This window comes from Pseudomonas siliginis (assembly GCF_019145195.1).
In the GTDB taxonomy this organism is placed as follows: Bacteria; Pseudomonadota; Gammaproteobacteria; order Pseudomonadales; family Pseudomonadaceae; genus Aquipseudomonas; species Aquipseudomonas siliginis.
In genome coordinates this window covers 322,373-335,542 of record NZ_JAHSTW010000002.1, presented here as the reverse complement: position 1 = coordinate 335,542, position 13,170 = coordinate 322,373, and the positions used below count along the sequence as shown (strand labels likewise).

The following is a 13,170-nucleotide window of genomic DNA, read 5'->3' as shown; positions in this document are numbered from 1 at the left end:
TTATTCTTTTTCACGCTGTTCGATCACGAGCTACAGTTGTTGTCTCCCATCCCTCATCAGGAGCAGCACCATGAGCCTCAGACTCGGCGACATCGCCCCCGATTTCGAACAAGACTCCAGCGCCGGCAAGATTCGTTTCCACGAATGGCTGGGCGATAGCTGGGGCGTGCTGTTTTCCCATCCGGCGGACTTCACTCCGGTGTGCACCACCGAGCTGGGTTTCACCGCCAAGCTCAAGGATGAATTCAGCCAGCGTGGCGTCAAGGCCATCGCGCTGTCGGTCGACCCGGTGGACTCGCACCACAAGTGGATCGAGGACATCAACGAAACCCAGAACACCATCGTCAATTTCCCGATCCTGGCCGATGCCGATCGCAAGGTTTCCGATCTCTACGACCTGATCCATCCGAACGCCAATGACACGCTGACCGTGCGTTCGCTGTTCGTCATCGACCCGAACAAGAAGATCCGCCTGACCATCACCTACCCGGCGAGCACCGGGCGCAACTTTCACGAGATCCTGCGGGTGATCGATTCGCTGCAACTCACCGACAACTATAAGGTCGCCACCCCGGCCAACTGGCAGGACGGTGAAGAAGTGGTGATCGTGCCGTCGCTCAAGGATGAGGACGAGATCAAGCAGCGCTTCCCGAAAGGCTATCGCGCGGTGAAACCGTACCTGCGCCTGACGCCGCAGCCGAACAAATGAGATTTGCGGTGTAGTCACCGCCGCTTTCGCGAGCAGGCTCGCTCCCACATTTGCAATGCATTCCCCTGTGGGAGCGAGCCTGCTCGCGAAGGCGTCAGCCCAGGCACTTGAGAATCCAGAATCACAACGCAGGGGAATTTCGGCCGTTTCGACGGCCTTTTTTTTCGCCTGGATTCTGCTTATCTTCATATTTCTTAAACGCATAACCAAATGAATAAATATGATTTATGGATATATAAATCAGCTGGTAAGGTCACTGCCAATGAAGCGAGATCGCAGCCTGCGAATCGCCCGTAACGCTTAAAGGAATCTGCAATGCTGGTCGTCTCACTCGGTGGCAGCCCCAGCCTGCGCTCCCGTTCCGGGGTGCTGCTGGAGCGCTCGCAACGCTGGTTGCAACAGCAAGGGGTGGAAGTGGTGAGTTATCAGGTGCGGGACTTCCCGGCCGAGGATCTGCTCCACGCGCGCTTCGACAGTCCGAAGGTCCTCGACCTGCTGCAACAGATCGCAAACGCCGATGGCCTGCTGATCGCCACGCCGGTGTACAAGGCCTCGTTTTCCGGAGCGCTGAAGACCCTGTTGGATCTGCTGCCGGAGCGTGCCTTGAATCACAAGGTTGTCTTGCCGATGGCTACCGGCGGCAGCATCGCCCACATGCTGGTGGTCGATTACGCCCTCAAGCCCGTGCTGTCGGCACTCAAAGCGCAGGAAATGCTTCAGGGCATTTTCGCCGAGGACAGCCAGATCGCTTATGGCGAAGGCAGTGCCGCCGCGCAACTGGCGCCGGCCCTGGAGCAACGGTTAAACGAGGCCCTGGACCAGTTCATCGGCGCCATGGCGCGCCGGCCGAAACCGCTGGAGCCAGGCCTGCTGAACGAACGTTTGTTGAGTGCTCGCTGGAGCATTTAAGCCTTATCGAAATTTGAAGTACTGGCCTTACTCGCCCGCCAACGGGCAAGCAGGTGCAGCCACAACCCAACAGCAAAAAGGAGAGCGCTATGCGCACTGTATTTTTGCGTCGTGGTCTGGTCGCTCTGTTTGCTGCGGCTGTCACCTTCGGCGCCATTACCCAAGCTCAAGCCGAGACCCTTCGGATCGGTTATCAGAAGTACGGCACGCTGGTGCTGCTCAAAGCCAAGGGCACGCTGGAAAAACGCCTCGCCGCGCAAGGCGTCGACGTGCAATGGACCGAGTTTCCCGGCGGCCCGCAGCTGCTCGAAGGCCTCAACGTCGGCTCGATCGACTTTGGTGTGACCGGCGAAACCCCACCGGTTTTCGCTCAAGCTGCCGGCGCTGATCTGCTCTACGTTGCCTACGAACCGCCAGCGCCGAACAGCGAAGCGATCCTCGTGCCGAAGGACTCGCCGATCAAATCGGTGGCCGATCTCAAGGGCAAGAAAGTCGCCCTGAACAAAGGCTCCAACGTTCACTACCTGCTGGTGCGCGCGCTGGAAGACGCCGGCCTCAAGTACAGCGATATTCAGACCGTGTTCTTGCCGCCGGCCGATGCCCGCGCTGCGTTCGAACGTGGCAGTGTCGACGCCTGGGTCATCTGGGATCCGTACCAGGCCGCTGCCGAGAAACAACTGCAAGCGCACACCCTGCGTGACGGCAAAGGCATCGTCGACAACCATCAGTTCTATCTGGCGACCAAACCTTACGCGCAGAAAAATCCCGAGGTGATCAAGACTCTCGTCGAAGAAGTCCGCGCGGTGGGTGAATGGTCGAAAGCCAATCCCGAAGACGTGACGCAACAGGTCGCGCCACTGCTTGGCTTGCCGGCGGACATCACCCTGACCTCGGTGAAACGCCAAGGCTACGGCGCGCTGTTCCTGACCCCGGAAGTGGTCGCTGCGCAACAGAAAATCGCCGACACGTTCTTCCAGCTCAAGCTGATTCCCAAGCCGTTGAGCATCAAGGATGTGATCTGGACCCCGCCGGCCGCTGTGGCCCAAAGCTCCCAAGCCCAGTAATTCAAATCCACAAGGAGACCACTCCATGAGCCTCAACATCTTCTGGTTCCTGCCAACCCACGGTGACGGCCATTACCTTGGCACCGCCGAAGGCGCCCGCGCGGTTGATCACGGTTATCTGCAGCAAGTCGCGCAAGCGGCGGATCGTCTGGGTTTTGGTGGGGTGCTGATTCCCACCGGGCGTTCCTGCGAAGACTCGTGGCTGGTGGCAGCCTCGCTGATTCCGGTGACCCAGCGTTTGAAATTCCTCGTCGCCCTGCGCCCCGGGATCATTTCCCCGACGGTCGCGGCGCGCCAGGCAGCAACGCTGGATCGCTTGTCCGGCGGGCGCGCCCTGTTCAATCTGGTCACCGGTGGCGATCCGGAAGAACTGGCCGGCGACGGTCTGTTCCTCAACCATGAGGAACGCTATCAAGCCTCGGTGGAATTCACCCGCATCTGGCGCCGTGTGCTGGAAGGCGAAACCGTCGATTATGACGGCGAGCACATCAGCGTGAAGGGCGCGAAGCTGCTGTATCCGCCGATCCAGCAACCGCGTCCGCCGCTTTATTTCGGTGGCTCCTCCGAAGCGGCGCAGGATCTGGCGGCAGAGCAGGTCGAGATGGTCCTGACCTGGGGCGAGCCGCCGGCCGCGGTGGCCGAGAAGATCGCACAAGTCCGGGCCAAAGCCGCCAAACTCGGCCGTACCGTGCGCTTCGGCATTCGTCTGCATGTGATCGTCCGTGAAACCAACGCCGAAGCCTGGCAGGCTGCGGACCGGCTGATCTCGCATCTGGACGACGACACCATCCAACGTGCGCAGGCTTCGCTGGCGCGCTTCGATTCGGTCGGCCAGCAACGCATGGCCGCGCTGCACGGCGGCAGCCGCGACAACCTCGAAGTCAGCCCGAACCTCTGGGCCGGCGTCGGTCTAGTGCGCGGCGGTGCCGGTACCGCGCTGGTCGGCGATGGCCCGACCGTGGCAGCGCGGGTCAAGGAATATGCCGATCTTGGTATCGACACCTTCATCTTCTCCGGTTATCCACACCTTGAAGAGTCGTATCGGGTGGCCGAGTTGCTGTTCCCACACCTCGACGTCGAACGCCCGGAACTGCCGAAGAGCGCCGGTTATGTCAGTCCGTTCGGCGAGATGGTCGCCAACGACATCCTGCCCAAAGCCGCGTCGCAGAGCTGAGGCGCAGCCATGAAGAAAATTATCCACAGCCTCGCGCCCTGGGCGTTGCCGGTGTTGCTGCTGGCGGTGTGGCAGTTGTCGGTTTCAGCGGGCTGGTTATCGACACGGATTCTGCCGGCCCCGGTGGCAGTGATCGAAGCCGGTGTCAGTCTGGTACGCAGCGGCGAGATCTGGACGCACCTGGCGATCAGCGGCTGGCGCGCGGCACTCGGTTTTACCATCGGCGGCAGCATTGGTCTGGTGCTGGGTTTCATCACCGGCCTGTCGAAGTGGGGCGAGCGCCTGCTCGATAGCTCGGTGCAGATGATCCGCAACGTGCCGCATCTGGCGCTGATTCCGCTGGTGATCCTGTGGTTCGGCATCGACGAGTCAGCGAAGATTTTCCTCGTGGCGCTGGGCACCTTGTTCCCGATTTACCTCAATACTTACCACGGCATCCGCAACGTCGACCCGGCGCTGGTGGAGATGGCGCGCAGTTATGGCCTGAGCGGTTTCAGCCTGTTCTGGCAGGTGATTCTGCCGGGTGCGTTGCCGTCGATTCTGGTCGGCGTGCGCTTCGCTTTGGGCTTCATGTGGCTGACGCTGATCGTCGCTGAAACCATCTCGGCCAGCTCCGGTATCGGCTATCTGGCGATGAACGCCCGCGAATTCTTGCAGACCGATGTGGTGGTGCTGGCGATCCTGCTTTACGCGGTGCTCGGCAAACTCGCCGACCTCGCCGCCCGTGGACTTGAACGTGTGTGGCTGCGCTGGCACCCGGCCTATCAGGTTTCCAAGGGAGGTGCGGCATGACCGCTCAACAACCTCCACGCCTGTTGCGCGGGACTCCGCTGGCGGTGCGCAACCTGCAAAAAACCTTCGGCGCGCGCCAGGTGCTGCGTGACATCGATCTGCACATTCCGGCGGGGCAGTTTGTCGCCGTCGTCGGGCGCAGCGGTTGTGGCAAGAGCACGTTCTTGCGCTTGCTCGCCGGCCTCGATCAACCGACTGGCGGCGAGCTGCTGGCCGGCTCCGCGCCGCTCAGCCAGGCGCGCGACGATACGCGGCTGATGTTCCAGGAAGCGCGGCTGCTGCCGTGGAAAAAGATCATCGACAACGTCGGTCTCGGCCTCAAGGGCAACTGGCGCCAGCAAGCGCTGGACGCACTGGAAGCAGTGGGCCTGGCTGATCGCGCCAATGAATGGCCGGCGGCGTTGTCCGGTGGCCAGAAGCAGCGCGTCGCGCTGGCCCGGGCGCTGATTCACCAGCCGCGTCTGCTGCTGCTCGACGAACCGCTCGGCGCACTGGATGCCCTGACCCGCATCGAGATGCAGCAACTGATCGAACGGCTCTGGCAGCAACACGGCTTCACCGTGCTGCTGGTAACCCATGACGTCAGTGAAGCGGTGGCGATCGCCGATCGGGTGATCCTCATCGAGGACGGCGAAGTCGGTCTCGACCTGCACGTCGAACTGCCTCGCCCCAGGGTGCGTGGCTCGCATCGCCTCGCCGCGCTGGAAACCGAAGTGCTCAACCGTGTTCTGTCCCTGCCCGGCGAACCGCCGGCGCCGGAACCCGTTTCACCCCTGCCTACGCAATTGCGTTGGGCGCAATGAAGCAGCTGCAAGCTTCAAGCTACAAGCCGCAAGAACATGCCTGGTGCTTTTACTTGCAGCTTATAGCTCGCCGCTTGCAGCTCATTTCGATCCTAGGAGAAATGCCATGACTATCAAAGCCATCAACGTGCGCAACCAGTTCAAAGGCTCGATCAAGGAAATCGTCCTCGGCGACGTGCTGTCGGAAATCGACGTGCAGACCGCTTCGGGCATCGTCACTTCGGTGATCACCACCCGTTCTGTGAAAGAGTTGGAGCTGGTGGTCGGCAGTGAGGTGATCGCCTTTGTGAAATCCACCGAGGTGTCGATCGCCAAGTTGTAAGCCGGTGAACAACAAACAACCCCGGAGGGTGTGAGCCCTGCGGGGTTTTTTGTGCCTGTCGCGGATTCGGCGGCGCGGCTTTCGCGAGCAGGCTCGCTCCCACAGGGGAACGCATTTCAAATGTGGGAGCGAGCCTGCTCGCGAAAGGGCCGGTGCATGCGCTAGAGATTTCTTTTGGGTAAATATGGCGGAAGGTACAACCCGATATAGGCATCAAACACGCGCATCCCTTCTTCGGCCATGCGTGGGGTGATCTGCCCGTGCTGCTGCACCGAACGTGCATAAACCCGGTCGCCCAGTTCCATCGCCAGGGCAAACACATCGACATCGTCGGGCAGCCTCGGCAACTCGAAATGCTGGTCGAACAGCTTGTGCATCAGGTCGCCCAGTTCCAGATCGTGCTGGCGGTCAGCCTGGGTGACTTCGGTCAGGCCGTGTTGCGCCAGAATCAATTGCCGCGCGGCTGCGTCTTCGTCGTAGATCTCCAGCATGCGCTGTTCGACCAGTCGCGACAGATCTCGCCAGTCGCGCAAAGCATCATGATCGATCGGCGCTTGCAGGCAGGCGCGGAAGGCTGCGTGGACATCGGCGGTCAGCGCTTCGAGCAGTGCCGGGACGCTGGCGAAGAAGTGATACACGGAGGAGGGCGGAATCTGCGCGCGCTCGGCCACGCTGTAGATCGACAGACTGGCCACGCCCTCGGCCGCCAGCAGGGTGCGCGCGGCATCGAGGATCGAATCGATCCGCGCCTGACTGCGGGCACGGGGTTTGCGGACGGTGGCGGGACGCGTCATGGAAGTCTCCTGCGGGGCAGCGGGCATTGTACGAGGCGGTTCAGGTGTTGTCTGCCAGTACCCTGTGGCGAGGGGATTTAGCGAAACGTCGCACCGCCCCGTTCGGCTGCGCAGCAGTCGTAAACCCTGAGAGCCGGGTATTCCTGACACACCGAGTGGGATGGATTTGGGGCTGCTTCGCAACCCAACGGGGATAAATCCCCTCGCCACAGGTTTTGTGTTCGGCCATAAAAAAACGCCGCTGGCTGAATCAGCCAACGGCGTTTTTTGAAGCTGCAACCGCTTAAACGGTATGCAGATACCAGTTGTACTCAAGGTCGGAGATGGAGTGTTCGAACTCCTCCAGCTCGCTTTCCTTGCAGGCGACGAAGATATCGATGTACTTCGGATCGATGTACTTGGCCATCACCTCGCTGTCGTCCAGCTCGCGCAGGGCATCGCGCAAGTTGTTCGGCAGGCTCTGCTCGTTTTGTTCGTAGCTGTTGCCTTCGACAGGCGCGCCCGGTTCGATCTTGTTGACCAGACCGTGGTGCACGCCGGCCAGTACCGAAGCCATCAGCAGGTACGGGTTGGCGTCGGCGCCGGCCACGCGGTGCTCGATACGTACGGCATCGGCAGAGCCGGTCGGTACGCGAATCGCCACGGTGCGGTTGTCCAGGCCCCAGCACGGCGAGTTCGGTACGTAGAACTGCGCGCCGAAGCGACGGTAGGAGTTGACGTTCGGGCAGAGGAAAGCCATCTGCGCCGGCAGGGTCTCGAGCACACCGCCGATCGCGTGACGCAGCGCGGCGTTCTGCTCGGGATCCTCGCTGGCAAAAATGTTTTTGCCGGCTTTGTCCAGAATCGAAATGTGTACGTGCAGACCATTGCCCGCCTGGCCCGGATACGGCTTGGCCATGAAGGTGGTGTCCATTTCATGGTCGTAGGCGATGTTCTTGATCAGACGCTTGAGCAGGACTGCGTAGTCGCAGGCCTTGATCGGGTCGGCGACGTGGTGCAGGTTCACTTCGAACTGCGCCGGGGCACTTTCCTTGACGATCGCGTCGGCCGGGATGCCTTGCTCTTTGGCGCCTTCCAGAATGTCCTGGAGGCAGTCGACGTATTCGTCGAGGTCGTCGATCAGGTAGACCTGCGTCGAGTGCGGGCGTTTGCCGGAGATCGGCGAGCGTGGCGGCTGCGGACGGCCGTTCACGTTTTCCTGGTCGATCAGGTAGAACTCGAGTTCGAAGGCGGCGCAGATGGTCAGGCCGAGCTCGTCGAACTTGGTCACCACCTGGCGCAGCACCTCACGGGGATCGGCGAAGAACGGATCGCCTTCGAGTTCGTGCATGGTCATCAACAGCTGCGCGGTCGGGCGCTTCTGCCATGGCTCGTTGCACAGGGTATCGGGGATCGGATAGCAGATACGATCGGCGTCGCCGATGTCCAGGCCCAGACCGGTGCTTTCCACCGTGGAGCCGTTGATATCCAGAGCAAATAGAGAGGCCGGCAGGTTGATGCCTTTCTCGTAAACCTTGTGGAGGCTGGTGCGTTCGATGCGCTTGCCGCGCACCACACCATTCATATCCGCAATCAGAAGGTCAACGTACAGAACCTCAGGATGTTCCTTAAGGAACGCGTTCGCTTCGTTAAGCTGAACGGCACGCGGGGGTACCGACATGATGCAACACCTTTGTTGTTAAAAATATCAATCATTGATCTTTTCTGGTTTCAGTCAACCCGAACGGCCTGCCGAAGTCAAGCGAGGCCTTTTTTGCCCCGAAAAAGCGCTTGGAGGGCATTTATGGGGCACTTTGGGGCGTTTTTTCAAACCTTGAACCTTGCTCAGCTGCGAGCTTGAGCAGGCCGTGTTGTATTTTTTACGGGGGTGTTGTGTAAAAAAATGAACAAGGCTAAGCTCCGGTCAAACCCATAACAGCAATAATACCGGGGTGCTTCATGTCTCGCCTGCCGTTAATCGGCATCACCGACTGCTCGCAACAGTCCGGTCTGCATGCTCATCACATCAGTGGCGATCAATCCGTCCGTAGCGCAGCCAGCAAGGCGCGCAGCCTGTCGACGAGACTCTCGTCAACATCCGGCAAAACGGCAGCGTCCGATATTCTGGACGTCGGGCACAGCATCCGCTTTATGGCGTCTCCTTTCACTATAGAACTCTTTCCCTCTCAAAGCCCGTGCCGCACTCAGCGTCATGCTTGTGATTCTGCACGTTCGCAAAGTGCACGGGAAATGCAACGCCAGCGTCAAGGGCAGGTAAGCTCCTCTTTCATTGTCTATGCGCGGTGCCAGGCGTAAGCCGGCACTGCGCGAGCAAGCCCCCTTTAACGCGACGCCGCAAGCGTCAAAATTGCCTGACATCGCGTCAGGAGACTCAGCCCAGAGGCATTTATGAGTAACAACCTCGACCAGCTCACCGATTGGTTGAAAGACCGCAAGATCACAGAAGTCGAATGCATGATCGGCGACTTGACCGGTATTACCCGGGGCAAGATTTCGCCGACCAACAAGTTCATCGCCGAGAAAGGCATGCGTCTGCCGGAGAGCGTGCTGCTGCAGACCGTGACCGGCGACTACGTCGAAGACGACATCTATTACGAACTGCTCGACCCGGCCGACATCGACATGATCTGCCGCCCCGACCAGAACGCCGTGTACCTGGTGCCGTGGGCCATCGAGCCGACCGCGCAGGTAATCCACGACACCTACGACAAGCAAGGCAACCCGATCGAGCTTTCGCCGCGCAACGTCCTCAAGAAAGTCTTGAAGCTGTATGCCGACAAGGGCTGGCAACCAATCGTGGCGCCGGAAATGGAGTTCTACCTGACCAAGCGCAGCGACGACCCCGACTATCCGTTGCAGCCGCCGATCGGCCGCTCGGGCCGTCCGGAAATCGGCCGGCAGTCGTTCTCCATTGAAGCGGCCAACGAATTCGACCCGCTGTTCGAAGACGTCTACGACTGGTGCGAATTGCAGGAGCTGGACCTCGATACGCTGATCCACGAAGACGGCACGGCGCAGATGGAAATCAACTTCCGTCACGGTGATGCCCTGTCGCTGGCCGATCAGATTCTGGTGTTCAAGCGCACCATGCGTGAAGCCGCGCTCAAGCACGACGTAGCGGCGACCTTCATGGCCAAGCCGATGACCGGCGAGCCGGGCAGCGCCATGCACCTGCACCAGAGCATCATCGACATTCAGACCGGCAAGAACGTCTTCTCCAATGAAGACGGGACGATGAGCCAACTGTTCCTGCACCACATCGGTGGTCTGCAAAAACTGATTCCCGAGCTGTTGCCGCTGTTCGCGCCGAACGTCAACTCGTTCCGCCGCTTCCTCCCGGACACTTCGGCACCGGTGAACGTCGAGTGGGGCGAAGAGAACCGTACCGTCGGCCTGCGCGTACCAGATGCCGGCCCGCAGAACCGTCGCGTGGAAAACCGCCTGCCGGGCGCAGACGCCAACCCGTACCTGGCGATTGCCGCGAGCCTGCTCTGCGGTTACATCGGCATGGTCGAGGGCCTGAACCCGAGTGCGCCTGTGGTCGGCCGTGGTTACGAGCGCCGCAACCTGCGCCTGCCGCTGACCATTGAGGACGCGCTGGAGCGCATGGAAAACAGCGCGACCATCGAGAAGTATCTCGGCAAGACCTTCATCACCGGCTACGTCGCGGTCAAGCGGGCCGAGCATGAAAACTTCAAGCGCGTGATCAGTTCGTGGGAGCGTGAGTACCTGCTCTTCGCCGTCTGATACGCCGGGCGCGGCGGCCAGCCGTCGCGCCTTCACCGATAACAAGGAGAATTGGCATGACCAGCAACAACCCGCAAACCCGTGAGTGGCAAGCGCTGAGCAGCGATCACCACCTGGCCCCGTTCAGTGATTTCAAGCAACTGAAAGAGAAGGGCCCGCGGATCATCACCAACGCCAAGGGCGTTTATCTGTGGGACAGCGAAGGCAACAAGATCCTCGACGGCATGGCCGGCCTCTGGTGCGTAGCGATCGGTTACGGTCGCGATGAGCTGGCCGATGCCGCCGCGAAACAGATGCGCGAACTGCCTTACTACAACCTGTTCTTCCAGACCGCACACCCGCCGGCACTGGAACTGGCCAAGTCGATTGCCGACGTGGCGCCGGAAGGCATGAACCACGTGTTCTTCACCGGTTCCGGCTCCGAAGGCAACGACACCATGCTGCGCATGGTTCGCCACTACTGGGCGATCAAAGGCCAGCCGAACAAGAAAGTCATCATCAGCCGCAAGAACGGTTATCACGGTTCTACCGTGGCCGGCGCGAGCCTCGGCGGCATGACCTATATGCACGAGCAGGGCGACCTGCCGATTCCGGGCATCGTCCACATCGCCCAGCCGTACTGGTTTGCCGAGGGCGGTGACATGTCGCCGGAAGAGTTCGGCATCTGGGCGGCCAATCAGCTCGAAGAAAAGATTCTCGAAGTCGGCGTCGACAACGTCGGTGCCTTTATTGCCGAGCCTATTCAGGGTGCCGGCGGCGTGATCATTCCGCCCGACACCTACTGGCCGCGCATCAAGGAAATCCTCGCCAAGTACGACATCCTCTTCGTCGCCGACGAAGTGATCTGCGGTTTTGGTCGTACCGGTGAGTGGTTCGGTAGCGATTTCTACGACCTCAAGCCGCACATGATGACCATCGCCAAGGGCCTGACCTCCGGCTACATCCCGATGGGCGGATTGATCGTGCGTGACTCGGTGGTGGCCGTGCTCAACGAAGGCGGCGATTTCAACCACGGTTTCACTTACTCCGGGCACCCGGTGGCGGCAGCGGTGGGACTGGAAAACATCCGCATCCTGCGCGACGAAAAAATTATCGAGAACGCCCACAACGAAACGGCACCGTATTTGCAGAAACGTCTGCGCGAGCTGAACGATCACCCGTTGGTGGGTGAAGTTCGCGGCGTCGGTCTGCTGGGGGCGATCGAGCTGGTGCAGAACAAGGCCACGCGCAAGCGTTACGAAGGCAAGGGTGTGGGCATGATCTGCCGGCAGTTCTGCTTCGACAATGGCCTGATCATGCGCGCGGTGGGCGACACCATGATCATCGCGCCGCCGCTGGTGATCAGCAAAGCCGAGATCGATGAGCTGGTTACAAAAGCACGCAAGTGTCTGGACCTGACCCTCGGTGCGCTACAGGCCTAGGTGCTAGGCTTTGGGCGGGGGAGCTGCGGCGCACTCGCTCAAAGCTGTCAGAAAGGCTGGTCTTTTGTTGAAAGACCGCCTCGGATCTTGCCAGACTAGCCGCGGTTCCAGTTGTCCGGGTTCGGCCGCTGAACAAAGTGGTTCAAAAAAGAAAAATTTGGAGCATGACGCATGAAGGCATTAGGTAAAAAGCTAGCTGGCAAGACTCTGCTCGCGCTGTCCATGGCGGGCATGATGGCGGGTGCGGTGCACGCGGACGACAAGGTGCTGCACGTCTACAACTGGTCCGACTACATCGCGCCGGACACCGTGGCCAACTTCGAAAAAGCCACCGGGATCAAAGTCGTCTACGACGTCTTCGACAGTAACGAAACCCTGGAAGCCAAGCTGCTGGCCGGCAAGTCCGGTTATGACATCGTGGTGCCTTCCAACAATTTCCTCGCCAAGCAGATCAAGGCCGGCGTTTACCAGGAGCTGGACAAGTCCAAGCTGCCGAACTGGAAAAACCTCGACGAAGACCTGCTCAAGGCCGTTGGCGATGCCAGCGACCAGGGCAACAAACACGCCTTCCCATACATGTGGGGCTCGATCGGCATCGGCTACAACCCGGCCAAGGTCAAGGCTGCGCTGGGCATCGACAAGATTGATTCGTGGGACGTGGTGTTCAAGCCGGAAAACATCGAGAAACTCAAAAGCTGCGGCGTGAGCTTCCTCGATGCCCCGACCGAAATGATTCCGGCGGCATTGCACTATCTGGGCAAGCCGACCAACAGCAAGGACAAGGCTGACCTGAAAGCCGCCGAAGACCTGTTCCTGAAGATCCGTCCTTCGGTCGCCTACTTCCACTCTTCCAAGTACATCTCCGATCTGGCCAACGGCAACATCTGCGTCGCCGTCGGTTACTCGGGTGACCTGGAGCAATCCAAGACCCGCGCTCAGGAAGCCGGTGACAAGGTCAAGCTGGCCTACACCATTCCGAAAGAAGGCGCCGGTACTTTCTACGACATGGTCGCCATTCCCAAGGATGCCGAAAACGTCGAAGCCGCCTACAAGTTCATGAACTACCTGATGGAGCCGCAAGTGATGGCCGGCATCACCAACGCCGTGCGTTTCCCGAACGGCAACAAGGCGGCGACGCCTATGGTGGACAAGGACATCACCAGCGACCCGAGCATCTATCCTTCGGCTGAAGTGAAGAAGCAACTCTATGCGATCAGCGATCTGGACGCCGCCACACTGCGTCTGATCACCCGCAGCTGGACCAAGATCAAATCGGGCAAATAAGCCGGTTTGTCGTCACAACCACTGGCCGTCGTCGTCGCGACGGCGGCCAGCGGCTAATTAAATGACAGAAAGTTTTGCTGGATCGGTTTTTCGAGGGTAAGTTGCGCGCCGGTTTTGTTGTCGGGCAGCCATGGCTGTCATGCAGCGCGGG

12 protein-coding genes are annotated in these 13,170 nt (G+C 60.3%); 10 read left to right on the top strand and 2 right to left on the bottom strand.

Going from position 1 to position 13,170, the window contains the following annotated elements:
• Nucleotides 1–70: 70 nt before the first annotated feature.
• The 7 genes from KVG87_RS05365 (at nt 71) to KVG87_RS05335 (ending at nt 5,773) form a co-directional block, all read left to right on the top strand.
• Nucleotides 71–709, top strand: coding sequence for a peroxiredoxin (locus tag KVG87_RS05365; RefSeq protein ID WP_024014725.1), 639 nt, complete (start codon nt 71–73; stop codon nt 707–709).
• Nucleotides 710–1,024: 315 nt separating this feature from the next.
• Complete coding sequence (gene ssuE / locus KVG87_RS05360; RefSeq protein WP_217849651.1) at nt 1,025–1,618, top strand: NADPH-dependent FMN reductase; 594 nt, start codon at nt 1,025–1,027, stop codon at nt 1,616–1,618.
• 89 nt (nt 1,619–1,707) lie between these two features.
• Nucleotides 1,708–2,682: a sulfonate ABC transporter substrate-binding protein gene (locus tag KVG87_RS05355; protein WP_041476876.1), complete on the top strand. Its 975-nt coding sequence runs from the start codon at nt 1,708–1,710 to the stop codon at nt 2,680–2,682.
• A 25-nt stretch (nt 2,683–2,707) separates the two neighbouring features.
• Nucleotides 2,708–3,856: an FMNH2-dependent alkanesulfonate monooxygenase gene (gene ssuD, locus KVG87_RS05350; protein ID WP_016772653.1), complete on the top strand. Its 1,149-nt coding sequence runs from the start codon at nt 2,708–2,710 to the stop codon at nt 3,854–3,856.
• 9 nt (nt 3,857–3,865) lie between these two features.
• Complete coding sequence (ssuC, locus tag KVG87_RS05345) at nt 3,866–4,648, top strand: aliphatic sulfonate ABC transporter permease SsuC (RefSeq protein ID WP_217849649.1); 783 nt, start codon at nt 3,866–3,868, stop codon at nt 4,646–4,648.
• Nucleotides 4,645–5,451 carry an aliphatic sulfonates ABC transporter ATP-binding protein gene (ssuB, locus tag KVG87_RS05340; RefSeq protein WP_217849648.1) on the top strand — a complete coding sequence of 269 codons (807 nt, stop codon included), beginning with the start codon at nt 4,645–4,647 and terminating at the stop codon, nt 5,449–5,451. Before ssuC ends, ssuB begins: the two co-directional genes overlap by 4 nt.
• A 106-nt stretch (nt 5,452–5,557) precedes the next feature.
• Nucleotides 5,558–5,773: a TOBE domain-containing protein gene (locus KVG87_RS05335; protein WP_003229256.1), complete on the top strand. Its 216-nt coding sequence runs from the start codon at nt 5,558–5,560 to the stop codon at nt 5,771–5,773.
• Nucleotides 5,774–5,934: 161 nt separating this feature from the next.
• On the opposite strand, the gene KVG87_RS05330 is transcribed toward KVG87_RS05335, so the two are convergent.
• Nucleotides 5,935–6,567 carry a TetR/AcrR family transcriptional regulator gene (locus KVG87_RS05330; RefSeq protein WP_041476873.1) on the bottom strand — a complete coding sequence of 211 codons (633 nt, stop codon included), beginning with the start codon at nt 6,565–6,567 and terminating at the stop codon, nt 5,935–5,937.
• A gap of 283 nt (nt 6,568–6,850) precedes the next feature.
• Complete coding sequence (locus KVG87_RS05325) at nt 6,851–8,227, bottom strand: glutamine synthetase family protein (protein ID WP_016772657.1); 1,377 nt, start codon at nt 8,225–8,227, stop codon at nt 6,851–6,853.
• Nucleotides 8,228–8,955: 728 nt separating this feature from the next.
• Between KVG87_RS05325 and KVG87_RS05320 the strand changes: the two genes are divergently transcribed.
• The 3 genes from KVG87_RS05320 (at nt 8,956) to KVG87_RS05310 (ending at nt 13,019) form a co-directional block, all read left to right on the top strand.
• Nucleotides 8,956–10,314 carry a glutamine synthetase family protein gene (locus KVG87_RS05320; protein ID WP_016772658.1) on the top strand — a complete coding sequence of 453 codons (1,359 nt, stop codon included), beginning with the start codon at nt 8,956–8,958 and terminating at the stop codon, nt 10,312–10,314.
• Between the two features lie 56 nt (nt 10,315–10,370).
• Complete coding sequence (locus KVG87_RS05315; RefSeq protein WP_217849646.1) at nt 10,371–11,735, top strand: aspartate aminotransferase family protein; 1,365 nt, start codon at nt 10,371–10,373, stop codon at nt 11,733–11,735.
• 171 nt (nt 11,736–11,906) lie between these two features.
• Entirely contained in the window at nt 11,907–13,019 is a 1,113-nt protein-coding gene (locus KVG87_RS05310; protein ID WP_016772660.1) for a polyamine ABC transporter substrate-binding protein, read from the top strand.
• The last annotated feature ends 151 nt before the right edge of the window (nt 13,020–13,170 follow it).